The organism is Rhizobium sp. BR 314 (assembly GCF_047445805.1).
GTDB lineage: Bacteria > Pseudomonadota > Alphaproteobacteria > Rhizobiales > Rhizobiaceae > Rhizobium > Rhizobium lusitanum_B.
Genome location: NZ_JARWLA010000012.1, coordinates 1 through 24,910, shown reverse-complemented (window position 1 = coordinate 24,910; position 24,910 = coordinate 1). Strand labels below are relative to the sequence as shown.

The 24,910-nt window shown below is 58.9% G+C and carries 18 protein-coding genes; 11 read left to right on the top strand and 7 right to left on the bottom strand.

All coding sequences use genetic code 11. The features are described from left to right. Positions 1–79: 79 nt before the first annotated feature. Together QD461_RS16820 and QD461_RS16815 are read right to left on the bottom strand one after the other, a co-directional pair. Entirely contained in the window at positions 80–1,084 is a 1,005-nt protein-coding gene (locus QD461_RS16820) for an ABC transporter permease (RefSeq protein WP_414088751.1), read from the bottom strand. Positions 1,085–1,138: 54 nt separating this feature from the next. Further along, a complete protein-coding gene (locus QD461_RS16815; protein WP_414088750.1) occupies positions 1,139–2,617 on the bottom strand; it encodes a sugar ABC transporter ATP-binding protein in 1,479 nt (492 codons plus the stop codon). A gap of 510 nt (positions 2,618–3,127) precedes the next feature. On the opposite strand from QD461_RS16815, the gene QD461_RS16810 reads away from it, so the two are divergent. The 4 genes from QD461_RS16810 (at position 3,128) to QD461_RS16795 (ending at position 6,974) form a co-directional block, all read left to right on the top strand. Next, a complete protein-coding gene (locus QD461_RS16810) occupies positions 3,128–3,844 on the top strand; it encodes a FadR/GntR family transcriptional regulator (RefSeq protein WP_414088749.1) in 717 nt (238 codons plus the stop codon). Positions 3,845–3,909: 65 nt separating this feature from the next. Next, a complete protein-coding gene (locus QD461_RS16805; protein ID WP_414088748.1) occupies positions 3,910–4,884 on the top strand; it encodes a mannonate dehydratase in 975 nt (324 codons plus the stop codon). A 37-nt stretch (positions 4,885–4,921) separates the two neighbouring features. After that, the gene (gene kdgD, locus QD461_RS16800; RefSeq protein ID WP_414088747.1) at positions 4,922–5,824 is read left to right on the top strand and encodes a 5-dehydro-4-deoxyglucarate dehydratase; all 903 of its coding nucleotides are present in this window, start codon (positions 4,922–4,924) and stop codon (positions 5,822–5,824) included. A gap of 58 nt (positions 5,825–5,882) precedes the next feature. Continuing rightward, positions 5,883–6,974 (top strand): lactonase family protein, encoded by a 1,092-nt coding sequence (locus QD461_RS16795; RefSeq protein WP_414088746.1) that lies wholly within the window; start codon positions 5,883–5,885, stop codon positions 6,972–6,974. 31 nt (positions 6,975–7,005) lie between these two features. Here QD461_RS16795 and QD461_RS16790 read toward each other — a convergent pair whose 3' ends face one another. Both QD461_RS16790 and QD461_RS16785 read right to left on the bottom strand, forming a co-directional pair. Next, on the bottom strand, positions 7,006–9,111 hold the full coding sequence (locus QD461_RS16790) for a putative bifunctional diguanylate cyclase/phosphodiesterase (protein WP_414088745.1): 2,106 nt from the start codon (positions 9,109–9,111) through the stop codon (positions 7,006–7,008). A gap of 186 nt (positions 9,112–9,297) precedes the next feature. Further along, positions 9,298–9,990 carry a response regulator transcription factor gene (locus tag QD461_RS16785; RefSeq protein WP_414088744.1) on the bottom strand — a complete coding sequence of 231 codons (693 nt, stop codon included), beginning with the start codon at positions 9,988–9,990 and terminating at the stop codon, positions 9,298–9,300. A 585-nt stretch (positions 9,991–10,575) separates the two neighbouring features. Here QD461_RS16785 and QD461_RS16780 point away from each other — a divergent pair. Continuing rightward, positions 10,576–11,490, top strand: a complete 915-nt coding sequence (locus tag QD461_RS16780; RefSeq protein ID WP_414088743.1) for a DMT family transporter — start codon at positions 10,576–10,578, stop codon at positions 11,488–11,490. Between the two features lie 284 nt (positions 11,491–11,774). Here QD461_RS16780 and QD461_RS16775 read toward each other — a convergent pair whose 3' ends face one another. Further along, a complete protein-coding gene (locus QD461_RS16775) occupies positions 11,775–14,177 on the bottom strand; it encodes a PIG-L family deacetylase (RefSeq protein WP_414088742.1) in 2,403 nt (800 codons plus the stop codon). Between the two features lie 17 nt (positions 14,178–14,194). Next, positions 14,195–15,403, bottom strand: a complete 1,209-nt coding sequence (locus QD461_RS16770; RefSeq protein WP_414088741.1) for an ROK family protein — start codon at positions 15,401–15,403, stop codon at positions 14,195–14,197. Between the two features lie 293 nt (positions 15,404–15,696). Here QD461_RS16770 and QD461_RS16765 point away from each other — a divergent pair, with 293 nt between their 5' ends. The 6 genes from QD461_RS16765 (at position 15,697) to QD461_RS16740 (ending at position 22,290) form a co-directional block, all read left to right on the top strand. Then, positions 15,697–16,944: an extracellular solute-binding protein gene (locus tag QD461_RS16765; protein WP_414088740.1), complete on the top strand. Its 1,248-nt coding sequence runs from the start codon at positions 15,697–15,699 to the stop codon at positions 16,942–16,944. Between the two features lie 93 nt (positions 16,945–17,037). Beyond that, positions 17,038–17,982: a carbohydrate ABC transporter permease gene (locus QD461_RS16760; RefSeq protein WP_414088739.1), complete on the top strand. Its 945-nt coding sequence runs from the start codon at positions 17,038–17,040 to the stop codon at positions 17,980–17,982. Then, positions 17,979–18,830, top strand: a complete 852-nt coding sequence (locus tag QD461_RS16755) for a carbohydrate ABC transporter permease (protein WP_414088738.1) — start codon at positions 17,979–17,981, stop codon at positions 18,828–18,830. Before QD461_RS16760 ends, QD461_RS16755 begins: the two co-directional genes overlap by 4 nt. A gap of 3 nt (positions 18,831–18,833) precedes the next feature. Beyond that, positions 18,834–20,348: an argininosuccinate lyase gene (gene argH, locus QD461_RS16750; RefSeq protein ID WP_414088737.1), complete on the top strand. Its 1,515-nt coding sequence runs from the start codon at positions 18,834–18,836 to the stop codon at positions 20,346–20,348. Next, entirely contained in the window at positions 20,348–21,382 is a 1,035-nt protein-coding gene (locus QD461_RS16745; RefSeq protein WP_414088736.1) for an ABC transporter ATP-binding protein, read from the top strand. Before argH ends, QD461_RS16745 begins: the two co-directional genes overlap by 1 nt. After that, complete coding sequence (locus QD461_RS16740; RefSeq protein ID WP_414088735.1) at positions 21,379–22,290, top strand: carbohydrate kinase family protein; 912 nt, start codon at positions 21,379–21,381, stop codon at positions 22,288–22,290. Before QD461_RS16745 ends, QD461_RS16740 begins: the two co-directional genes overlap by 4 nt. A 138-nt stretch (positions 22,291–22,428) precedes the next feature. Here QD461_RS16740 and QD461_RS16735 read toward each other — a convergent pair whose 3' ends face one another. Then, positions 22,429–24,180 carry a phospholipase D-like domain-containing protein gene (locus QD461_RS16735; RefSeq protein ID WP_414088734.1) on the bottom strand — a complete coding sequence of 584 codons (1,752 nt, stop codon included), beginning with the start codon at positions 24,178–24,180 and terminating at the stop codon, positions 22,429–22,431. Positions 24,181–24,910: the final 730 nt, after the last annotated feature.

Sequence of the window (24,910 nt, the reverse complement as noted above, 5' to 3'; positions counted from 1 at the left end):
TTCTCCTCCGTTGGAAGTCCGGCCGCCGTCGTGACGCGCCGTTCGGTTTGCGAGTGCGAACACTGCAGTTTCTTCGGGCTTAGCCGCCCAGATTTCTCTTTTGGTCGAGCATGACGGCGCCGACGATCAATGCGCCCTTGAGGACCTGCTGGTAGTAGGACTGGATTCCCATCAGATCGAGGCCGTTGTTCATGACGCCGATAATTAATGCGCCGATCAGCGTGCCGGTGATGCGACCGACGCCGCCGGAAAGACTGGTTCCGCCAATCACGACGGCTGCGATCGCATCAAGCTCGTAGGCGATGCCGGCCTGCGGGAGAGCGGAACCGGTGCGGGCCGCAAGGATCATGCCTGCTAGGCCGGAAAGACCGCCGGAAATGACATAAACGAGGAAGCGCAGCTTGCTGACATTGATGCCCGAGGTGATGGCAGCATGCGGGTTGCCGCCGACGGCATAGATGTAGCGGCCGAAGCGGGTGCGGTTGAGGACCCACCAGGCGACAATGAACACGATGGCAAGCAAGATGACAGGCATCGGAATGGAGAGGACGCTGCCGGTGCCGATCCAGCGGAAATCGGGGGTGAGAGCCGGAACAGGCTTACCGCCGCCATAGATGAGGGTGAGGCCGCGGGCGGCAGACAGCATGCCGAGCGTCGCGACGAAGGCAGGCACAGCAAAGCGCGAAACGATGAGGCCGACGACGGCGCCACAGGCGACGCCCACGAGCAGGCCGACTGTTAGCGCGACATAGGGCGGATAGGGCGCGCCGACGATGCCAGCCGTCGCCGAGGTCGTTGCGAAGCTCGCGCTCACAATACCGGTGAGTGCGACGACCGAGCCGACGGACAAATCGATGCCGCGGGTCAGGATCACGAATGTCATGCCGATTGCCAGCACGCCGTTGATCGAGGTCTGCAGCAACACGTTGGAGATATTGCCGGCCGTCAGGAAGTACTGGTTCGAGAAGGAAAGGACGACCGCGAGCAGCAGGAAGGCGAGAAAGATCCCGTATTCCTGAATGATCAATCTGCGGCGGTCCGAGCTGAACCAGGAATTGGATTGATTATTGTCGGTGGCGGACATTGCAAATACCTCTTGTTGCCGGGCGCTCATTCTGGGCTTCGTGGTCTGTCGTCGTCAGGTCGACAGATGCACGAGCGATTGCGCGTCGGCCTCCTCCCTCTTGAGAATTCCGGCGGAGCGGCCCTGCCGCATCACCAGGATGCGGTCGGACATGCCAAGAACCTCGTCTATTTCGGATGAGATCATGATGACCGTGCCGCCCTCGGCGGCGAACTCGCAGATGATGCGATAGATTTCGCGCTTGGCGCCGACATCGACGCCGCGGGTCGGCTCGTCGAGCAGCAGCACTTTCGGCTCGCGCAGGAACCACTTGCCTAGCACGACTTTCTGCTGATTGCCGCCGGAAAGGCCAGAGACGGGCATGCTGTCGCGCGCCGCCTTGATGCCAAAGCGCTGGATCATGTCCTGGCTGGCGCTGGCTTCGGCCCGGCGATCCATCGAGAAATGCGGGCTCATTTTGGGAAGGCTTGCCAAGCAGATGTTGTTGCGCACGCTGTCGATCAGGTTGAGACCCGTGAGTTTGCGGTCTTCCGTCACGAAGGCGATGCCGTGCCGCATGGCTTCGGCGGGCTTGCGAACGACGATGGGGGTGCCGGCAAGCTTGACCTGGCCGCTGCTGACTGCGTCGACGCCGAAGATACAGTTGAAGATTTCGGTTCGACCCGATCCCATCAGGCCGTAAATGCCGAAGATTTCGCCCTGGTGGGCGGTAAACGAGATGTCGTTGACCTTACCTGCGGCCGTCAGGCCAGCGACTTCCAGCCCTGGTGTTGCTGTCGGCACGTTCGTCTTGATGTATTCCTCGCCGAGCTCGCGGCCGACGATCATGCGGATGAGGCCGGGCCGATCGATATCGGCAAGAGCGCCGCTGCCGACATAGGAGCCATCGCGGAAGGCCGTGTAGGAATCGGCGATCTGGAAGATTTCTGACAGGCGGTGCGAGACATAGACGACACCTTTGCCTTCCGCTTTCAGCCTCTCGATAGTCGCAAAGAGCTGCTGCGCTTCTTTCTCACCGATTGCCGAGGTGGGCTCGTCCATGAAGATCACTTCAGCATCGTGGCTGAGCGCCTTGGCGATCTCGACCAGCTGAACCTGGGCAACCGAAAGGTTCATCATGAATTGGGTGGCGCGAATGTTGAACTGCAGTCGATCGAGCAGCGCCTGCGCATTGCGGTTCATCGTCTTGAAATCGATGCCGCCGAAGCGGGCAGACGGCTCACGACCGAGATAGATATTTTCCGCAACCGTCATATGCGGAATCGGGCTGAGTTCCTGCTCGATGATGGCAATGCCAGCGGCAAGCGCCTCGGCGGGGCTCGCATATTCCACTTCCTTGCCGCGTCGGCGAATGGAGCCGGCATCGCGCTTGTGAATGCCCATCAGGATTTTGAGGAATGTCGATTTGCCCGCGCCATTACCGCCGCACAAGGCGTGAACCGAGCCGGAGCGCAACTGAAAGCGGCCATCGCGCAATGCGGCAACGCCGCCAAAGGACTTCTTCAGCCCCTCCACTTCAAGCAGGAATTCCACGTTCCCCTCCGCACTCTGGATGCCGGGCCAAAAGATCGATCGGAACCGAGCTTTGTCGTCGAGCACTTATGTTTACAATATTCGAGTTGCTTTCGACAAATGTCAATATGGCAATTTCGGAATCGGCTTGGTGGTGTCGCCGTACCCCCTTGGGCGTTGTTGGTGTGTTTGATAAACGACTTCCGGAAACGGAAGTATCATTCTGAATTTGAACCAATAAATCCTCAAAGTTGGGAGCTTCGCGAGGCAGTTTCGAAGCGATTGGCTGACGGGGCAAATGGTAGCGGTTGGTCGACGTACCCGATCAGGGTCCGGGCTGCGCCGGTGGCGGCAGATGGGGAGCTACCTCAAGGGGTATGCCGCTGGCGCGGGAGCGTCGGTCATGCGGAGAGCTCGTCGTGAACCGTCGATTGCGGGAGAGACCGACTTCATGTCATATTATGATTGGGCAAGTGAGCATACGACGAAGGTCTATCAGGATCGATATGTCGCTCTGCGAAGAGGAAGAGAATGACGACATCAGGCCGGGGACGGCAGAGATTGGCTCAGCAGGTCATCGACCAACTGCGTCAGCAGATTGAAGCCGGTAGACTTCAGGCGGGCGACCAGCTCCCGACCGAGCCACAGTTGGAGGCGACATTCGGCGTCAGTCGCACGGTCGTGCGGGAAGCAATCGCCGATCTGAGAGCCGCCGGCTTTGTCAAACCCATTCAGGGCAAAGGAGTATTCGTTTCCGAGGCGACTGCAAGATCCGGTCTGCTATTGACGCCCATCGAGGTCAAAAGCATCCCCGAGACGCTGGAGTTGCTTGAGTTCCGCATGGCGGCCGAAGGTGAGGCGGCCGCAATAGCAGCTTATCGCAGAACTGCCGAGCAGGAGGCGGCGATCGCCGCCGCCAATCGAAAGATGGCTGCGCTCATAGAGCAAGGGCGTTCGACGATCGAGGCGGATTATGAGTTTCATCTCGCCGTTGCGATTGCCACCAACAACCGCTTTTACGTCGACGTGCTCAGGCATTTCGGTCTGCGAACCATCCCGCGCGGGCAATTTCCGACCCTGCCGGAAGCCAATGATCGTGCCTATCTGGAGAGGGTTTATGCCGAACATGCCGCGATCCTCGAAGCAATCGCCGATCAGGATCCAGAGCGTGCGCGTCAGGCAATGCGTGCTCATATGACAGCAAGCCAGCGGCGCTACCGGCAATTGGCGGAACAGCAGCCGCAATAGGGCTCGACTCTCGTTTTGAGTCATATTATGTCATATGATATGAAGTCCCACGGGAGGTGCGGCGAGTGTACTTGGGAACGCAGGTCGAGGCGCGCGACGACGATGACTATCGAGTCTTCGCGCAACTGGGGGTAAAGCATATCTGTGCCGACCCTCCGGGAAAGCCGGCTAGCTGGACGTTGTCTGATCTCGAGCGGCATCGCGACAAGATCGAGAGTTTCGGATTGATTCTGGATATGATCCAGCTTCCTTTGCCATCCCAATCGATCGAGAACGCGTCCTATCCCGACATTCTCCTCGCCGGGCCGGATCGCGATCGTCAGATCGATGCGATCTGCAAATTGATCGAAGATGTCGCAGCGGCCGGCATCCCTTCGGCAAAATACAATCTCAACCTCATCGGGATTCCACGCACCCCGGACGAACCCGGTCGGGGAGGCTCGATGAATGCGAGTTTTCGCTGGGACAAGACTGACCAGCAGGCAGCACCCGGCCTTGCCGGCGTCTTGTCGGAGGACGAGAATTGGGAGCGGATCGACTATTTTCTGGAACGCGTCGTTCCGGTGGCGACAAGCAATCGTGTCCGTCTGGCATGTCATCCGCATGATCCGTACACCCCGCCCGGATTTCGTGGCGTAACGCGCGTGCTGGGCTCCGTTGAAGGGTTGAAGAAATTCGTTCTTATGCGGGAAAGCCCGTATCACGGACTGAACTTCTGCCAGGGCTCGGTCGGCGAGATGCTCGATAATCCGGGTGAGGAGATCGACGACATCATTCGCTGGTTCGGCACGCGCAACAAGATCTTCAACGTCCACTTCCGCAACATCCGTGGCGGCAAGCTGTCTTTCATGGAAACCTTCCCCGAGGAAGGCGACATGGATATGGCCCGTTCCGTCCGGGTCTATCGGGAGGTCGGCTATGAATACATGCTGATGCCGGATCATGTCCCGGCCATCAGCGGCCGCGACCCCACAGGCGTCGCCTTTGCCTTTTGCTACGGCTATATCGCCGCACTTTTGCAGACGCTCGGTCAGGGCTGAGACTGGATTCGTCCGCTGAATAAAAGAGGATTTCGCCATGAACCCGAATGAACTGAAGCAGGCCGTCGGCAGTGGACTGTTGTCCTTTCCGGTCACGCATTTCAATCAGGATCTCTCATTCGACGAGGCCAAATATCGCAATCACGTCGAATGGCTGGCAGGTTACGATGCTGCGGCACTGTTTGCTGCCGGCGGTACCGGCGAGTTTTTCTCCCTCAATCCCGCGGAAATTCCGCAGGTGGTTCGTGCAGCCAAGGCTGCAGCCGGCAGCACGCCGATCGTTTCTGGGACCGGCTACGGCACATCGCTCGCCGTTGAAATCGCAAGGTCGGCGGAGAAGGCCGGTGCCGACGGTTTGCTATTGCTGCCGCCCTATTTGATGTTTGCCGAGCAGGCCGGTTTGATCGCCCATGTAAAAGCGGTCTGCAAGGCTGTCGGTGTCGGCGTCATCGTCTACAATCGCGACAACGCCGTACTCACAGCCGAAAGCTTGGCGCGATTGGCCGACGAGTGCCCAAATCTCATTGGTTACAAGGACGGCGTCGGTGATGTCGACAAGGTGATCGAGATTACTACGACGCTCAAAGATCGGCTGGTCTATGTCGGCGGTATGCCAACCCATGAGGTCTATGCGCAGGCCTATTTCGCCGCTGGAGTGACGACCTATTCGTCTGCGGTTTTCAATTTCGTACCCGCGCTGGCCCAACGGTTCTACGCCGCTTTGCGCGTGGGAGATCAGGCGACGGTGGACGCGATCCTCAAGGGTTTCTTCTTCCCATTGGTCAGCTTGCGCAATCGCAGAAAGGGTTATGCCGTTTCGATCATCAAAGCGGGGCTGCGTGTTCTCGACCGGGATCCCGGCCCCGTCCGGCCTCCGTTGATCGATTTGACTGCAGAGGAAATGGCGATGCTGGAGAAGATTGTCACCACTGCCGGATAATCTTCGTTAGAAAGTAGCTTGAGAGACAGCGACGCTGGCTGCCTTGAGGAAAGCGACAATGCTTCAATCTTCGCCCACCGGCTCCGGCCGGACCTTCGTCTATGTTTCTGCGGCAGCCGCGGGGACGGTCGACACGTATGAAATGGACAGGATAAATGGCGCCCTCTCTCGGATATCCTCCTTCGATGTCGGCGGAATGGCCATGCCGATGGCCGTTGGCGCGGATAAGGGACATCTCTATGTCGCCATCCGTTCGCAGCCCTATCGCCTGTTGACGTTGGCAATAGATCCGGCGACCGGCAGGCTGGAGCAGAGGGCTACAGCCCCCTTGTCCGACAGCATGGCTTACATTGCCACCGAGCCATCGGGCCGATTGCTTCTTGCGGCATCCTATGGCGGCGACAAGGTTGCGGCACTCGCGATCGCCAGGGACGGGCTTGTTACTGAGGGAGAGCGACAGACAATCCCCACGGGACGCAACGCCCATTCGATCCTCAGCGATCGGAGCGGGAGATATGTCTTTGCGACAAATCTCGGTTCCGACGCCATTTTGCAATTCGTCGTCGATCCGGAAAGCTGCATGTTGGAAGCCAATGATCCGGCGAGAATCGCGACGGGGCAGGGTTTCGGCCCACGGCACATTGCGCTCTCGACGGATAACAAATTTCTCTATGTCCTGACGGAGCTGACGGGACATGTGATCCATTATGTGCTGGATCCGTCCGATGGAACGCTGACTGAGGTCGAGAGCGTTGCATCCGTCCCCTGTGACGCTGAACTGTCTCCCGGTGTCGCGCCATCGGTTAAGACTCCGGTGGATGACGGCAAACCGAAAGTATGGGCTGCCGATATCGGCATCACGCCCAATGGCAGGTTTCTCTATACAACCGAACGAACCACAAGCACGATCGCACTCTTTCGCGCACATGAGGAAAGCGGCAGCCTGACTTATGTCACCAGCTATCCGACGGAGCAGCAGCCGCGCGGCATTCGCATCGACCCATCCGGTCGCTTTTTGGTGGCATCAGGCGAAAAGTCAGACAGGCTCTCGGTCTATGCCATTGACAGGGATGGTGGCGAACTTGATATCGTCGGTCGATACCCGGTCAGCGCCGGCGCGAACTGGATTGAAATCGTGACGTTTGCCTGATGCTGCTGGCTTGCATTGCCGGTGATTATGGTCAATCGCCATCCCTCTGTGTCGTCATCTGCCGAATGAGGTCTTCAACCTCGGAAGGAGGCAGGGGTCTGGCAAGCAGGTAGCCTTGGAACATTTCGCATCCGGCGCCTGCGAGGAAATGCGCCTGTTCTTCGGTTTCCACGCCTTCGGCGACAACTTCGAGTTCCAGCGTCCTGCCAAGCGATACGATGGCGGCGGCAATTGCCATGTCGCCGGCCTTGTGCGGGATATCCGCGATAAAGGATCTGTCGATCTTCAGGCGCGACAACGGAAACCGTCTGAGGGTGCTGAGGCTCGAATATCCGGTACCGAAATCGTCGATCGCAAGGCTGACGCCAAGTTGCTTCAGCTCGCGCATGCGCTCTATGGCGCCCTCAAGATCGCGCATGATCAGACTTTCCGTCAGTTCAAGCTCTAGCCAATGGGGATCGAGCCCGGCGGATTGAAGCGCTGATGACACCTGATCCGTCAGTGAGCGTTCGAGAAATTGCCGTGCCGATACGTTCACGGCCACTCGCAGCATCGCAAGGCCACGGTCCTGCCAGTTTCGGTTCTGCTGGCAAGCCTTGCGCAAAACGATATCGCCGATCGCGACGATGAGCCCCGTCTCTTCGGCCAGGGGGATGAACGCGCCCGGAAGCAGCAGGCCTTCAACCGGGTGCTGCCATCGCACCAGCGCTTCAACGCCGATTATCTTGCCGGTGCGGATGTCCTTTTGAGGTTGATAATGGAGTACGAACTCGTCCCGCGCCACGGCGCGCCGGAGCTCTTCGATGCGAACGAGCTTGTTGCGCGCTTCTTCTCCCATGGCGTGCGTGAACAGCTGAATGCGATCGCGGCCGGATTCCTTGGCGCGATAGAGCGCCATGTCGGCACTGGCAAACAATTCGGATGCCGTATCTCCGTGTTTGCCGGAACATGCAACGCCAATGCTGCAGGTAACACGAATTTCGACGCCGTCTATCGTCAAAGGCGCGGAAATCGCCTCAAGAATAGCGCGCAAGCGTTCGGACATCGAAACGGAGGTTTCCTCCAGAACGATGATGAACTCATCGCCGCCGATCCGTGAGACGATGCCATCGTTTCGAATCTGTGTCGATATTCGCCGCGCGACGACCTTCAGTAATTCGTCACCGGCTGCATGGCCGAGACTGTCATTGACGAACTTGAAATTATCGAGGTCGACGAAAGCGACAGCGACGCATTTCTGCTGGCGGGAGGATTTTTCCAGAAGCTCCCCGAGCTTGCTGTCGAGCAACGTGCGGTTCGGCAGGCCTGTAAGAGCGTCGTGCTCCGCCAGATAGGCTATGTGGGTGATGTCTCGGTGGCGATCGATGGCAATTCCCGCCGTTTGCGCCACGCCTGCGAGGAATTCCATGAGGCCGGCGTCATCATTGTCCCAGGCCTTGGCGACCATCAAGACACCATGCCGGCCCCCGTCACGCGACAGGATGGGAAACTCGACGGGTTCCTCCGCGAAAGCCTCGGCTTGTCTGTCATCGACTTGGAAATGGACGCGGCTTCCATCGAGCAATCTCTCGAGAAGCGCTTGGGCGTCCCTGAGAAATGATCCGAGATCAACGCCTCTGGCTACATCCTGCAAGAGTCTTGTCTGCGTGCTCATCAACTCCTCCGCGCGCTTGCGAGCGGAGATATCCCGGGAAGCACCCACCACGCCGATAATGTTACCGCTCCGGTCCCGCAGCGGCACGCGCGACATCATCAGCCATCCTTCGCCTCGGATGCGCCTTTCTTCGACTCCGAGATCGGGTTCGCCCGTTTCCATGACGCGCCGCTCGACCTCGTCGATCTTCTCGGCGTCGACTGCCGAGTGGATTTCTGCGTCGGTGAGGCCGATCAGCTCTTCAACATTGCTGAAATCATTATTGATGACAATGGCTCGATTGGCGAAGAGAAAACGGCCATCTCTGTCCTTGGCATAGATGAAGTCCGGAACATAGTTGATCATCGTCTCGAGCCATTCATATCGCTCGGTGAGCGACAGATGCTGCTCCTGCAACGCATCGAACCGTTGGCGGAGGTGCTCATCGCCTCCTTTCGTACCAGCGCTCATCGATTTCGACGGTCTACCCGGCTGTCGCGTCATCTGCGGCTCTCTCATTTGTCGATGGACGATAGCGAGAACCAGTTATTCAACCGTGAAAGAGCTGCATCCATTCCGACTGTCATAAATATTGGGTTAAAGCGGAGGTGCGAGAACTGGGGGGAGGCGTTGAGGTTTGCCCGCCGATTGCAGCGGATCGAAAAATTACGCGCCGGGCGTTTTTGACCGTCAGGATGCGATGGCGGTCTGCACTCTTGATCGGATGAGATAGCCAAGATTGCGCACGGCCCTTATCTCGACGGCGGCTCCGGCAAGCACAAGCTTCTTTCGAATTCGGGAGATGTGCGCATCGAGCGCATTCGACTCGATTTCGTCTTCCAGCGCATAGACCGCGTCGATCAGATTGGGCCTCGTAACGATACGGTTCGGGCGGCGCAACAGGGCTTCAAGCACCAGATACTCACGCCGTGAAAATTCGATCACCGATCCGGCGATGCAGATTTCATTGCTCCGAGGGTCGATAGTCAGATTGCCGAAGTCCAGATTCCGGTCAGAAACCAGCGGACCCCGCCTGCGCAGTGCCCGCAGCCGGGCAAGCAGTTCTTCGAGCGCGAACGGTTTGGCAAGATAGTCGTCGGCGCCGCAATCCAGACCATCCACACGATGATCGACACTGCCGAGGGCGGTCAGTATGAGGATCGGCACGGGATGCCTGCGTTGGCGAAGTGCTGCGACGAAATCCAGACCCTCGCCATCCGGCAGACGGCGATCCAGCACGAGGGCATCATATGTACCGGTACAGATCATGGCATCCGCGTCGGCGATGGTGCGAACGTGGTCAGCCAACACATCACGACGTCGCAGTGCATCAAGCAAGGCTCGGGTCATTTTGGGTTCGTCTTCAAGCAGCAGAATTTTCAAGGGCGTCTCACGGGGTAGGTGAAAGCTGTTCATCGTCATTCAGGGCCGACCGGTTGAAGAGAGTTACCGCTCACGCCGATACCGACCGGGTGCCTTCCAGAAGACGGGCGCTGGGACGAGTAGCCAGCCTGCAAGCTTTGGCTCGCCGGGGTCTCTTCCTTGGCCGCGGTGGCTACGTCGTCAGCGCAACCAGAAAACTGCAATGGAAGTGTCCACATGCCGTCTCCCCCGGAGATCCGAATGCCGGCATTATGGCTTGCCATTGTCAAGAAACGGAGGAGATCTCGTGAAGACCGGTCTGGTCGTTGCTGCACCGCGGGTATCGGAATCGGAGCCGGTTTCAAGGGACGCAGGTGGATCATTAACGATTGGGAGGCACATTTCGAATGGCTATCGCGACGAACGCTTTCCAACGAAAGCGAGACAGGGATCCGTCGGTTTTGAGAGCTGACGGCATCGCTTCCGTCAGCGTGACAACCGCCGGGAGCTCGTTCAACTAAAACGGGTACGCGTGTGCCTTGCGGGACCGGAGCAAAACCGGCTAAAGCCCGTTTAGCGAAGTCAAGATTCTGCAGAGGACACATCATGAATCCCAGGAAAGCGGGCGCGAGTAGCAACCTCGTGCTTGTCGGCGTGCTTCTGATGGTTCTCGGCGACTTCATGTTCTCATTGAATGACGCCATGGGTAAGTGGCTGGTCGCGAGCTTTTCTGTCGGCCAGATTCTGGTGATACGCTCCTTCGGCGCCTTTATTATCCTTGCCCCCATGATCGCGCGGCAAGGAAGTGATGCGCTCTTCCGGATCGAGCATCCACCGTTGCAGGTCTTGCGCGTCGTCATGACGACCGCCGATGTCGCTCTATTCTATGCCGCGGTTGCCTATCTGCCGCTGGCCGATGTCATGACCTTCTACATGGCAGGCCCGATTTATGTTGCGGCGCTCTCGCATTTCTTCCTTGGCGAGAGGATCGGCTGGCGGCGCTGGCTGGCCGTTTTGCTTGGTTTCGTCGGCGTAGTGATCGCACTGCGGCCCTCAGCGGCAATGTTGTCCTGGCCGTCGATTTTCGGCTTGGGCGGCAGCCTGGCCTTCTCGATGACGCTGATCCTCAGCCGAAAGCTGCGCAATACCAGCGATTCCACGCTCGTTGCCTGGCAGACCGTCGCTGCGCTCGCGACGGGGCTCGTGCTGAGCATCGGCAACTGGCGCTCGGCATCGACGCTTGATTGGGGAGCCATGCTCGCGCTTGGCGTTGTCGCCGGTAGCGCCCACATGTTGATTACCCGCTCCTTGAAACTTGCGCCGGCATCCTTGCTCGCACCGCTACAATACAGCCTGTTGATCTGGGCGATTGCACTCGGTTTCCTGTTCTTCGGAGATATCCCCGACGCGCAGATCATCGTCGGATCGGTCATTATCGTGCTCGCCGGTCTTTTCATTTTCCATCGCAAGAACCTGACCGGGAGCATCCCGCAGGATGCCGTTGCCCGCGACGGGCATTGAAATAGCCCCGAGATGTTGTTCTGCGGTGTGCCATGTCGACACCAAAAGAGATTGGACGGCGCCAGAACGATGGATACTAAAAGGCTTTCGGGCGGAAAAGCTCCTGCGATCATTAGACTGACGATGGGCGTCCAAACGAAGCGCCACGATCAAGGTTGGCCCGCCCTGATCTCGCGTCCAAAATCAGGCGGCAAGTCTGGTAAGTCGAAGCAACAGCCACAGGAGCCTTTGCCAAGGCGGAGAGGTTAGGTGCGTCTACTTGTTCTGCCCGACGCGGTATCGTTCTATCGGGCAGGCTGGACTAGATTGGCGAGAAGACGAAAGGCGCCGGGGACGAGCCGGTCCAACTGATGATGCAGGACAAGACTTGTATGCGTATGCCGGCCCTTGCCGATTTCGGCCGAAACCAGCGCACCGAAAAGAGGTTGTTCGCCATCGTCGTGCATGGACAGGAGAGGGCGGTAGGCATCATTCCAGCTGGAGGCGAAATAGAGCCCCCGTTCCTTGTGCCATCCGTTCCAGTCGCTCTCGCTGATGGCGTTTGGTCCGGTGAGCAGAGGGTGTTCCGGTATCAGCACGGTGACGGACGCCTTGGGATTGGTCACGCGCCAACGTAATGAAGGCGAGCCTATCGTAAGCCTTCGTGGCGGCGTGCGATCCGGATGCCATCCATCCGTTGGGCGATGATAGAGCGTCACGAGGTGACCGCCTCGCTCGACGAAATCGTTTAGCCGATCCGTCGCAGCCGCCAGATCGCGCCGCAGGCCAAAGGCGAATATGCCGACCACAATCGTGGAAAATTGCGAGAGATCGCCTGCTAGATGATGCTCTTCGAGTTCGATTACGTCGAAGCCAATCCGCTTCAGCCAGATGCCGGTATTGTCGGCGCCGCCGCCGATGTAGCCGATGCGTGCATCGGGTAGGCGCAGGTCGACCGCGAGTATCTGCAATGCGGTGGGTTCGCGCCAAAGCGTATTGCCGAGGTGCCGGTAGCTCATCATACTCGTTTGCCACGCAGCCTCTCCGTCGACGGAGGGCAGCAGGCGAACAAGACCGGGTTTTAATTCCTCCGGTGCTCGCAACTCTGTTGCTGCTTCCTCAACCTTAGCGGCCCATCCCTTCTGCGGGCTGAACGCGATCTTGTCTGCCTGACCCTCGGCGACAAGCCCGATCCGCCACCCTGCTATCTGTTGCTGGTGTGTGGATACGACCAAAGCCGGCGGATCCAGCCGAAGTGATGTCGAGGGGACCACGCGGAGTGGCTCTTCCAGATCAAAGCAGGCGACAGCATCATGACCGTCAAACGGTACCTTGAGCCGGATGAAGGCTTGACCGTTGCCGCCAAGCGCGCGCCAGGCGGGTTCGAAAAGAGGCGAAAGCGGCGCCTGTTGCAAGATGGAGATGGCAAACTCCTCACGGCCAGCCTTCCGGTTGCCGGCAGTCGCGACGCAGCCTCTTGGCAGAACAACTTCGGCCGTCACATCGATGTCGCGGACGCCGCTTCCATATTCGACAATGAGGCTGGATTCACCGCCTGAAGCTAGCATGGTCTCATCAAGGCTGGCGCTCTCGAACAGCGAAGATGCCTCCATCAAGGCGGCGTCTACCTCGCGAAGCTTTTGCTCCAACCGATGTCCGTGCCGCCGCAGAAAATCGGCGGGCGAGGCGGTCAGCGCCGCTTTCAGGCTTTTCGCCGCATCGATCAGGCGCTCGATGATAACAGCCCGCTTCGGATAGGCGGTGATGGCATCTTCGATCACAACCTGGGCATGGATCAGCATCTGCCCAATGTTTTCGGGCAAGCCGTCTGTCGCGGCGAGCGCGGTCAGTGACTGAGGAAGGCTAGCGAAGATCGCCTCTTCCGGATGGCTTTCCGGTAATTTCAGATGCAACGGCCAATTGGACTTTGGCACCTCCGGCCAGCGACCCATGCCTTGGGTCGCGTGACAGGCGCGGGACCATTCGCCGATCCGGTCAAAATCTGCCCCGGTCGCCTCGTCGCGGCCGTGCGCATGGACTTCCAGCGTGGCGTCCGGAGGCGGCAGTTCGTCGTCATAGGTATCCCCGCCGCCGGACCATGCCGGCAGATAGAATTTTGCCACCCGCCATGGCCTCAACCCTTCGGTGATGTGTTCTGGATAGGCATTTTCATCTGCCGCAAGCCGTACGGCCTTCTCGGCTGCGCGTGTCATTGCGCGGTGATGGCCATGCTGGCCGGGAACATCGAGAAAAGTCGGCAAGACGATGTCCGGGCGTTCGGTGCGATAGGCGCGCACCAGACGCTCGACGATTTTTTCCTCGCCCCAATGCGCGAAGGTGCCGTCGCCATCCTTGGAGAAGCCGAAGTCGTGCACGGTGTCGTCCGGACCATGACCGAGCCAATGGATATCGCAATCAAGAACGCGTGCGGCCTCTTCCATTTCCCGGCTACGGATCACGCCGAGCGCGCCGCCGCGTTCGGGGCCGAGCGCATTTTGCCCGCCTTCGCCGCGCGTCGAGCAGGCGACAACGACCCTTATGCCGAGTGCGAAGCGGAAATAGGCAATCAGCCCGCTTTGCTCGTCGTCAGGATGCGCGCCCGTGTGCATCAGCGTCACCGTCGATCGCAGTCTGTTCAGCGCCCGATGCAGGCGAACAAGGGCAGGGGACGATTTTTGGCGCTCGATGCGCTGCAGGGCAGTGAGCATGGTTCCTCGCGGACCTCTTACAATTCTGAGTTCATATCGAGCTTCGGTGTCATTGCCTCGAACATCGGCAGGGATGCTGCGCCGAGCGCGGCGGTGAACTGGCCGGTCTGCCCGAGTAGGACGCGCGGCAAGGCACGAGCACGGCGGCTTGCGACGGAAATTGGCAATTCGCCCATGTGTCGGATTAAGTCGTCAATGATGGCATCCGGTAACATGCCGCCGAGAATTACGGTTTCCGGATCAAGGATGTTCTCGATCATGGCGATCATCGGTGCGAGATGATCGGCCGCCTCTTGCAGCCAATTCATCAGTACCGGGTTGCGCTCAGCATGCAGCGTTTCGAGCGCGTCGAAGTCCGTGTTTTCAATGCCTGAGGCATGAAGCTTCTCGCGCAGAGCATGGAGGGAGGCATAGGTCTCGAGGCAGCCCTTCTGGCCACAGGCGCATTGGCGTCCGTTCGGGGTGATGACCACATGGCCGATTTCGCCGGCATTGCCGAACGCGCCGCGGTACGGCGCGCCATCCTGAATGAGGCCGAGGCCGATGCCGGCGCCGAAATAGATCATGGCGAAATTGGAGATCGCATGGCCGGCGCCGAACAGGCGCTCGCCGACAGCCGCGGCGTTCGCGTCGTTTTCGACAATAACCGGCTCGCCGCAGGCATTGCTCAGAACTTCCGCAGCATCGATCCCTGACCACCCAGGCAGGGTCGTAGGCCCGACCGAGCTCATGCCTTCGATATCGAAGGGGCCGGGCATGACGACGCCGATACCGAGAAGACGAGCAGGAAAGGCCGCCTTGACGGCATCGACTTCGGCCCGCAACTGCGCCGAAAGCGTTCCGGCGCTGACATCGAGAACGGGACGGACATGCTGCCGGCGCGGTGTGCCGGAAAGATCGAGCACCGTCGTGACCATTTGGGTCGAGCCCATCTCGACGCCGATGGTCATCGCACCCTCGGGATTGACAGCGAACTGGATCGGCGGCTGGCCGCGGCCGGTCTTGAGGCGACCAAGTTGCATCAGGAGATTATCCGCCACCAGCTCGTCTACGATATTGGCAATGGCCTGCGCGGTCAGATGGGTGAGGCGGGCGATGTGCATGCGGCCCAAAGGCCCATGACGGCGCACCACGTCGAGTACGACACGGCGATTATGATCGCGGATCCGTTCCGGGTTTTTACCGAGAGTAACGGCCAGCGGCATCTTTGCCGGTTGTTGTGTCATGGGTCCTCCTGCCTTCCTGAAGGAATAGCGCGCGGCGTTCTTAACAGCAATATATTAATTCAACTAAATTATCTTATTGACAAGGCGCGCTTAAAGTTGAAGCGTAAAGGACAGGGTGGCGAAAGCCGCCCCGCTCCATCGCGAAAACATGATTCTCGCATCGAGCAAGGAGTTGGTGTCGTGCATTCGCTGTACGGCATATGGTGGAACATGCGGATGGGAGGTGCCTATCCGCAGCCAAGCCTGGCAACCGCATTTTGGAAACCGGCGGGTGGGGGCACAAGGGAGGATTTATGCGTAAGCTATTATTGGCAGGTCTGGTTGCAGGGTTCAGTGCCCTTGCGGCCAATGCCGCTCAGGCTGTCGAAATCGAATACTGGCAGTACGTCTTCGAGACGCGCGTCAAGGCGATGGACAAGCTGATCGCAAATTTCGAGAAGGCCAATCCGGACATCAAGGTCAAGCAGGTCACGTTCCCTTACGATGACTATCAGACCCGCGTGATCGCGGCGAAAATGGCTGGTAAAAGCCCCGATGTCATGCAGCTCTTCTACGGCTGGCTCGACAAGTTTGTAGCTGGCGGCATTCTTCAGCCGCTGCCGAAAGATGCCTTCCCGCACGACAAGATCGAAGGCGAATTCTTCCCGATCGTTTCCGCCATGAAGCGCGGTGACGAGTATTACGGGTTGCCGACAGCCGTCCGGTCGCTGGCCCTGTTCTACAACAAGAAGGCGTTCACCGACGCCGGCCTCGATTCGAGCAAGCCGCCGAAGACTCTCGACGAGCTGGTCGAAGTTGCCAAGAAGACGACGAAGCGGGACGCCTCGGGTAATCTCCTGGCTGAAGGCATCACGCTCGACATGCCGGGGCAGGACCAACATTGGTGGCGCGAAGTTCTGGTGCGCCAGTTCGGTGGCCAGCCGTACACCCAGCATGACCGCAAGGTCGCCTATAACGATGCCGCCGGTGAAAAGGCGCTCGGTTTCTATACGAGCCTCCAGACCGAGCAAAAGGTTGGCGAAGTCAAGTTCATGGACGAAGGCCAGGCGGCCTTCCGCGCCGGCAAGGCTGCCATGACCATCGACGGCACTTTCCGCCTCGGGTCCTTCCGGAGCATCAAGGATTTCGAATGGGGTGTGACGGAACTTCCGGCCAATGCCGAGGGTGTTCGTTCCAACTATGCCAGCTACTTCGCCAATGGCATCAGTGCCAAGGCAAGTGGTGAGAAGCTGAAGGCCGCCGAGAAGTTCCTGAACTACATCTCCTCGCCGGAAGCGATGGATATCTGGCTGCAGGATGTGGGTGAACTACCGGCACGGCGCTCTGCTGCCATGACCGAGAAGAACCTGGCCGATCCGATCTATGGCCCGTTCCTCAAGGGGCTCGAATATGCGCACACGACCATGTTTGCAGACGAACAGAAGCAGCGCCAGATTGCGATCGATATGGCCAACCGCGTGATCCTTGAAAAGCAACCGGTCAAGGATTCCGTCGATCAGGCCGCGAAGGCCGAGCAGACGATACTCGACGCGGCGAAGTAAGAGCCACGGCAACCGACGAAGCGGCGGATGCCGCTTCGTCTTCTCCTGCCTGTCCACGGCACTGCATTTTCCGCTGCCGAAGGGTTTTGAAACATGACAATGACGGCTGAAACAGGCGGCATGGCGAACCAGCCCTCGGGCAATCGCCTTACGGATCGCCTTTCAATGCGCACACGACGGCTGATCTGGGTATGGAGCTTTCTCGCCCTGCCGATCCTGTTCTACTCGGTGATCCGCTTCTACCCGACGCTGGAAGCCTTTTGGCTTTCTCTCACCGATTGGGATCTTATGAATCCGCCGAAATTTATCGGCATCGCCAATTACCAGAAGCTGTTCTCCGATCCGGAATTCTGGAAGGTGTTCAAGAACACCTTTACATACCTGTTGATCGGCACGCCGATCAGCCTGCTGGTCTCATTCACCATCGCCTATTTTCTCGACCGCGTGCACTTCATGCACGGGCTCATCCGTGCACTCTATTTCCTGCCCTATCTAACGACGGCAGCCGCCATGGCGTGGGTCTGGCGTTGGTTCTATCAGCCTGCGCCCATCGGCTTCATCAATAACATTCTGAATGCCGTCGGTCTGCCACAGCAGGGGTTCCTGCGCTCGGTCGATCAAGGGCTCTATGCCATCATGGCAACCTCCATTTGGGCAGGCCTTGGCTTCCAGATCATCATTTTCATGGCCGGTCTGCGCGCGATCCCCAATACGTTCTACGAGGCGGCGCGCATCGACGGCCTCGGCGAATGGGCGATTCTGCGCAAGATCACCATCCCGCTTCTGAAGCCGACCACGGTTTTCCTTGTCGTCTTCTCTTCGATCGGCTTCCTGCGCATCTTCGATCAGGTCTACAACATGACCACAAACGATCCTGGCGGACCGCTCGGTTCGACAAAGCCGCTAGTGCTGATGATCTACCAGACTGCATTTTCCTCCTATGCGATGGGCTATGCGGCAGCGCAGACCGTCGTTCTCTTCACCATCCTGCTTTGCGTCTCGCTGCTGCAGCTCTGGATTCTGAGGGAAAAGAAATGACAATGCCGGCTCAAGCCAAACCTTTGCCGTTCGAGCACCTGCGCCCCGGCCGTATCCTGACATGGACGCTGCTGTTCATCGGCGGCCTCATTATGATCACGCCACTGGCCTTCATGTTCTCCACCTCGTTGAAGACGGCGGGGCAGGTCTACGATCTGCGCCTGATCCCGGCCGAACCGACGCTGCAGAATTACGTGACCATCCTCGCCGACGGGCGCTTCCTGCGCTGGTTCATGAATTCCATGATCGTCGCGGTCGTCGTCACGCTGTCGAACGTCTTCTTCGACAGCCTCGTCGGTTACACTCTGGCGAAGTTCCAGTTCCGCGGCCGCTATTTCATCTTCCTTGCCATTCTTTCAACCCTGATGATCCCGACGGAAATGCTTGTCATTCCGTGGTATCTGATGTCGAGCAAGCTCGGCTGGCTGGACAGCTACTGGGGCATCATGTTCCCAGGGATGATGACGGCCTTCGGCACCTTCCTCATGAAGCAGTTCTTCGAAGGCGTTCCGAACGACTTTCTCGAAGCCGCTCGCGTCGATGGCCTCAACGAATTCCAGATCTGGTGGAAAGTGGCGATGCCGCTGGTGACGCCTGCGCTCTCAGCGCTTGCGATCTTCACCTTCCTCGGCAACTGGACCGCATTCTTCTGGCCGTTGATCGTATCCACAAGCCCGGAGCTCTATACGTTGCCGGTCGGGCTTTCGAGCTTTGCCGTCGAGCAGTCCATCCAGTGGGAAATGATCATGACGGGCGCTGCCATCGCCACGCTTCCCACACTCGTCGTCTTCCTTCTTCTACAGCGTTACATCGTCCGCGGTGTCATGCTCGCAGGCCTCAAGGGTTGAACCATGTCTGATCTTGATCCCCGGCTCTCCGACAAAAGCGTTTTCCCCGATCCGGTTTACAAGGAAACCGTTCTTCGTCCGCTTTTCGATGGCGCCAAGACCCACCATGTCGATGGCTTCCGCCGTATCGACCGCGCACATCTGGTGATGCTGACCGAAACAGGCATTCTGGACCGCGAGAAGGCTGCTGCTATCGCGGGCGCACTGGAGGCTATCGATCGGGAGATCGATCCCTCCAAGCTCACTTACACAGGCGAGGTCGAAGACTTCTTCTTCCTCATCGAGAAAGAGCTGAAGGCTTGCATCGGTGCTGATATCGCCGGACGCCTGCATACGGCGCGCTCGCGCAACGATATAGATCACACGCTGTTCAAGCTCGGCCTGAAGGAGCGTATCGACACGCTGACATCAAAGGTTCGCAATCTCCTGGATGCGATGATTGCGGCTGCCGAACGCGAGAAGGAGACACTGATCGTCGCCTACACGCATGGCCAGCCGGCGCAGCCATCGACATTCGGCCATTATCTTTCAGCGGCGATAGAGGTTCTTATCCGCGACCTCGAGCGGTTTGAAGCTGCTCGCACTATCGTCAACCTGTCCCCCATGGGCGCGGCGGCGATTACAACCTCGGGCTTCCCCATCGATCGCAACCGGGTGGCTGCTCTCCTGGGCTTTGCCGCCCCCCTGTCCAATTCCTACAGCTGCATCGCCGCGGTGGACTACATCACCTCGACCTATTCGGCGCTGGAATTGATGTTCCTACACCTCGGCCGTCTCATCCAGGACTTCCAGTTCTGGACGAGCTTCGAGGTCGGCCAGATCTATGTGCCCCATGCTTTCGTGCAGATCTCCTCGATCATGCCGCAGAAGCGCAATCCGGTACCGGTCGAGCACATGCGCCATCTGGCAAGCCAGACCATGGGCCGGGCGCGCACGGTTCTTGACGTCATGCACAACACGCCGTTCACCGACATGAACGATAGCGAAGGCGAGACCCAGCAGATGGGTTACGAGGCATTTGCCTCAGCTGGCCGCGTCCTCGACCTGTTGGCCGCTTTCATCGGCGCGATCCGCATTGACTCGTTGCGCGTTGCCGAAAATATCCGTCGCTCCTGCATCACCATCACGGAACTGGCGGACTCGCTTGTGCGCATCGAGGGTCTTTCGTTCCGGCAGGCGCATGAGATCGCGGCGAAGGTAGCGCGCGCCGTCGTCGCGCTCGGTGGTGGGTTGGAAAAGGATGGTTTCGAGCCGTTCCTTGAGGCATTCCGCGAGGCTACCTCCCGCGAGCCGTCTTTCGATCGTGAGAAGTTCGAGGAGCTGGTCTCGCCGCAGTATTTTGTCGCCGTGCGCGACCGGCTCGGCGGACCGTCACCAAAGGCGATGAACGAGGCGCTTGGGCGGCACAGGGCAGACGCCGATCGTTTCAAGGCCTTGGCGTCCGAACATGCAGCAAGTGAAGCTTCAGCTGCGCGCGAACTTGAAGAGAAATTCAGTGCACTTGTGGAGGCACGCTGATGGCGACCATCGAACTCGAAAAGCTGGTCAAGCGCTATGGCAAGGTCGAAGCCGTTCGGGCTATCGATCTGCAAATCAAGGACGGCGAATTCGTCGTTTTCGTCGGGCCTTCGGGTTGCGGCAAATCGACGACCCTGCGCATGATTGCCGGCCTTGAGGATATTTCCGGCGGTCATCTGAAGATCGGCGGCGCTATCGTCAACGAGCGCGACCCCAAGCAGCGCAACATCGCCATGGTGTTCCAGAACTATGCGATCTATCCGCATATGACCGTGCGTCAGAATATCGGTTTCGGTCTTTATACGTCTAAACTGTCCAAGGCGGAAAAAGATCAGCGGATTGAGGAGACCGGCAAGGCACTCGGCTTGGAGCCTTATCTCGATCGTCGCCCGGCGGCTCTCTCCGGTGGCCAGCGCCAGCGCGTCGCCATCGGCCGCGCCATGGTGCGCAACCCATCCGCCTTCCTCTTTGACGAGCCGCTGTCCAACCTCGATGCGCAGCTGCGTGCGCAGATGCGTATCGAGATCAAGCGACTGCATCAGCGTCTGAAGACGACCACTGTGTATGTGACGCATGACCAGGTCGAAGCCATGACCATGGCCGACCGCATCGTCGTCATGCGCGACGGCCGCATCCTGCAGACCGGCACGCCGACCGAGCTTTACGAAAATCCGACCGATGTGTTCACGGCACGCTTCATCGGCAGCCCGTCGATGAACTTGACGGCAGGCCGGCGCAACGGAAGCGGGATCGAATTTATACCGGATGGGGACGTGCTCGTCGGTGTTCGTCCGCATGATCTAAGGGTCGAGGAAGGCAAACCAGGCGGCCTGTCGCTGCGCGGAACCGTCACGGCCGTGGAGCCGCTTGGCGCGGAAACGCTGGTTCATCTCGATGTCAACGGGGCATCGGTGATCGCAACGGCACCTGGTAAGCTTATCCCCGAGGCTGGCAGCATGCTTTCGGTCTCCGCTCCCGCGGGCAGCCTCTATCTCTTCGATGCCAAGACCGAAAAGAGCCTGGGCCGCTTATGACACCACAACAATTGAACCGTCCGGCGGTCCTCAGCATAGGACGGATTTACTGTGACCTCATTTTCACCGGCCTGCAGTCACTGCCGCAGCCAGGGCGCGAGGTCTTTGCCGAAAATATGAAGTTGGCAGCCGGTGGCGGCGCGTTCATTTCCGCCGCGCATCTCGCTCATGCGGGCAGGGCGGTGGCACTTGTCGCCCGTCTCGGCATTGACGGCCTGTCGCGCGGCATCGAGCCGGATCTTGCGATCGATGGCCTGGATCTGCGTTTTCTGGAGCGCGCCGAAGATGCCGGCCCGCAGGTGACGGTGGCAAGCGTGATCGGCAATGATCGCGCATTCCTGTCGCGCCGGGCGGGTGCGGCGCTGCCCGCAACGCTTTCTGATGCACTGCAGTGGAAGGATGCGGGGCATCTCCATATCGCCGAATTCGCCACGCTGCATGAAATCCCTGATTTGGTGCGGCAGGCAAAGTCTACTGGCCTTACCGTTTCGCTCGATCCGAGCTGGGACGAGACGCTGATTTACGATCCTGGCCTGCTGAAGGCTTGCGAGGGCGTCGATATATTCCTGCCCAATCGCGAAGAGGCGCAGGCTATTACAGGTCACGACGAGCCGGCTAAGGCGCTTGATGTTCTCGCAACGCACTTTCCGATCGTCGCGTTGAAGGCCGGAGGCGAGGGCGCTTGGCTTCGCTCAGCCGACACGCAGGCCCACATGGCTGCGAAGGATGTCCCGGTGATCGATACGACGGGAGCGGGCGATGCCTTCAATGCCGGGTTTATCGATGCCTGGCTCGAAGGTCACGATGTAAGCAGCGCCTTGGCCGCGGGCATCGAATACGGAAGTCTCGCAGTGCAGGCGGCAGGAGGCGCTGCAATCTTGCGTTCTCCGGACCGGATGGCCGGCTGAGAAGATGCAGGCACCCATTGACGGCTGACTTCAGATTGAAATGTCAGCCGTCATGGACCTTGCTCGGAGATGGGTGAGATAGGCCTCATGGTGGAGATGGTCTCGACCTCCGCCGGACGATCCCAAAGGCCTGCATGTTTAGTCCTTAGCCGCGCCGTTCTGGAACCATACGTCCAGATCCCTGCGCGCACTGCTGTCCGGCGCGAAATACTTGTCCTGCCAGCTCGCATCTCGGCTTAGACCCGAAAAGGCATGCGTGCCGCCCTTCTGGATCATGTAGCGGAAGCGATAGTGATCATAGACATCCAAAACATGAACGGCGTAGGCCTTCGAAAGTTCGTCATGGCCCGAGACGAGCAGCATGTTCTCGTCATTGTTCATGGATGCGCGGTAGCCGAGATTGTGGCTGCCGGTGATGACGACCGAGCCCGGTTGCCCCGGATCGATCACGACAATCTTGTCGTGGATGATAGCATGGGCGCTTGGTCCTGCTTTGAGCAGCTCTCTTTGCCAATAGCCGAACTGATCGTCGATCGCCGACGCCGGCACGACGTTGACCGGCTGCTCGCCGGAGCGATGGATCAGCGTCGTGTTGAATGTCTGGGCCGCGTTGGGGTCGGTCACCGCGCCGCGAATGAAGAGGTCAGGCCTTGCATTTCCGAGGCGAGCAAGCTCGTCGACGATGCTCGGGCTGCCGGGTTGGAAGGCAAGGAACACGACAGCTGTCTTGGCTTGTTGCATGAGCTGGTAAACGACTGACAAATCGGGTGGCGGCGGCGCATCCGCAGACAGATGGCTTGGGCGTGCATGCGGAGTGTTCGGCGAGAACCAGACCGTGGCCGTTGCCTGGTCCAAGGCGATATCAGTCGCGCCGGCCTCAGCATCCGAGCTGCGCAAATCGTTCCCTTGCTTTGCATCGTCGTTCTGGGTGTCGGCAAGCAGCCTGTCCCAATAATCCTTGTAGGCTTTTGCCAGCGTTGCATCCTCAACGACCAGCGCATTGTTGGACTGGGCGCAGACGGCCATGTCGGTCCAGTTTGTACTGCCCAGCAGCACGGCCTGGGGTTCGCCTTGCCCGTCCGCATAGATTATGAACTTGTTGTGGCCGATATGGCCGCCGGGAACAAATCGATCAAAGATCTGCAGGTTGGGATTGCTGGCGGCTTTCTCGTGTAGCGCTTGCCGCGCCGGATGATTTTCCTGGTCGTCGGGACCAGTGTTCGAAAGTATGATGGACAGTCGTGAAGCCTGAAGCAGTGCTCCTTCCAGCTCAACGTCGTTAAGCTCATACAAGGCGGCATAGCATGTGCCGCCCTCGGTTTCGGCCCGGCGCAGGAGCGAAAGCAGTCCATCGATGAGTTGGCCGGCGAGGTTCTCTCGCAGCGGATCTCCCGGTTGATCGATGCGGCCTTTCAGCGTGACATAATTGGGTGCGCCGCTTGGCCCCGCGGGGATCTGATGAGCCAGGTACTGGGTAGAGAGAATGCCTCTGTTGAAATAGGCGCTGCAATGCCCGTGTTTCTCTGTGAGGGTTACAGGCTGGCTCTCAAGTGGGGCGATGCTGGCAATCGCCGCCAGACGCTGTCCATCGACGATCTCGCCGCCGACCGGTGTCACGCGGTAGCGATAGGTTTTGCCGCGTGTGGCGGTAAGATCCTTCCAGCTGAACTTTTGTATCGGCCAAATCCAGGTGTCCTTCATTTGCCAGGCAGGGTTGGTCTCGCCGGTGAAGCCGACCCAGGCGGGAAGTGCTTCCCAGTCGCGATCGCCTCCTGTCGGTAACACCTCCGCGCGATCGATTGCGAAGCCTAGACAAGTCTCGATCGGCTTATCGGACCGCCACGCTATCTGAACGACGTCGTTATTGGCCCAGACTGTAATATCGGACATGAAATCGCCCTCCGTGCGATTGTGCGACGAACCTCCACTTTCATCGCTTCAAGAAACAGTCTCACCCCTGCGTGACCGGCCGATGACGGGACATGCCAGCCATGGTCGGTGTATCCCACTTCTTCGGCGGACCTATTCCAGGGTAGTCGTCAGGTGGATGCAAAGGGGAGGGAGAGGGGATGCCGCACGTGTTCAGTCGACATCTTCAATGCGTGATCTCAGGCAGAACGGTTATGATAAGCCGCCGAGCTGCTCCAAAACGCGAGTTCTGGGCGGTATTTGTAGTCGCGCTTTGAATTCGTAATGAAATCAATAGCTTGTAAGATTTTCGTAATTTCTCTCAGAACCCCTATTGACGGCGGCGTGGTGCATTCTCTATAAGCCCGATCACTGACGAGGGCGGCGGCGCTGCTGGCGACGACGACCTTCGCTCTAGTGTTTCCTGGATTGGCTGCGATGCTGATTGGTGGTTCTGGGCTTTCGGGTTCGGGATTGWGGGACGTGATTTCGACTGGGTTTTCTGGTCTGTTTTTTGACAATTGAAGATGAGAAGAAAGAGAAACGTGGGCGGCGAAGCTTGCGGGACCGGAAGAGATTTCGGTTCTGGAAAGAGACTTCGACGGTTACGTTTTGAACAAGAGAATACACCTCGTTTTGGCGCAGAGATGCGTTTTGAGACGAGTGTGAGTTCTCGTCGATTCAGAATGACGTGATTTAGTCGAGATTGAAT

Excerpts from the sequence above, each read along its gene's own strand:
- QD461_RS16790 (WP_414088745.1), bottom strand. The coding sequence starts at position 9,111 with ATGACGCGACAGCCGGGTAGACCGTCGAAATCGATGAGCGCTGGTACG.
- QD461_RS16755 (WP_414088738.1), top strand. The coding sequence starts at position 17,979 with ATGACAATGCCGGCTCAAGCCAAACCTTTGCCGTTCGAGCACCTGCGC.
- QD461_RS16745 (WP_414088736.1), top strand. The coding sequence starts at position 20,348 with ATGGCGACCATCGAACTCGAAAAGCTGGTCAAGCGCTATGGCAAGGTC.
- QD461_RS16795 (WP_414088746.1), top strand. The coding sequence starts at position 5,883 with ATGCTTCAATCTTCGCCCACCGGCTCCGGCCGGACCTTCGTCTATGTT.
- QD461_RS16780 (WP_414088743.1), top strand. The coding sequence starts at position 10,576 with ATGAATCCCAGGAAAGCGGGCGCGAGTAGCAACCTCGTGCTTGTCGGC.
- kdgD (WP_414088747.1), top strand. The coding sequence starts at position 4,922 with ATGAACCCGAATGAACTGAAGCAGGCCGTCGGCAGTGGACTGTTGTCC.
- QD461_RS16775 (WP_414088742.1), bottom strand. The coding sequence starts at position 14,177 with ATGCTCACTGCCCTGCAGCGCATCGAGCGCCAAAAATCGTCCCCTGCC.
- QD461_RS16770 (WP_414088741.1), bottom strand. The coding sequence starts at position 15,403 with ATGACACAACAACCGGCAAAGATGCCGCTGGCCGTTACTCTCGGTAAA.
- QD461_RS16765 (WP_414088740.1), top strand. The coding sequence starts at position 15,697 with ATGCGTAAGCTATTATTGGCAGGTCTGGTTGCAGGGTTCAGTGCCCTT.
- QD461_RS16740 (WP_414088735.1), top strand. The coding sequence starts at position 21,379 with ATGACACCACAACAATTGAACCGTCCGGCGGTCCTCAGCATAGGACGG.
- QD461_RS16810 (WP_414088749.1), top strand. The coding sequence starts at position 3,128 with ATGACGACATCAGGCCGGGGACGGCAGAGATTGGCTCAGCAGGTCATC.
- QD461_RS16820 (WP_414088751.1), bottom strand. The coding sequence starts at position 1,084 with ATGTCCGCCACCGACAATAATCAATCCAATTCCTGGTTCAGCTCGGAC.
- QD461_RS16760 (WP_414088739.1), top strand. The coding sequence starts at position 17,038 with ATGACAATGACGGCTGAAACAGGCGGCATGGCGAACCAGCCCTCGGGC.
- argH (WP_414088737.1), top strand. The coding sequence starts at position 18,834 with ATGTCTGATCTTGATCCCCGGCTCTCCGACAAAAGCGTTTTCCCCGAT.
- QD461_RS16735 (WP_414088734.1), bottom strand. The coding sequence starts at position 24,180 with ATGTCCGATATTACAGTCTGGGCCAATAACGACGTCGTTCAGATAGCG.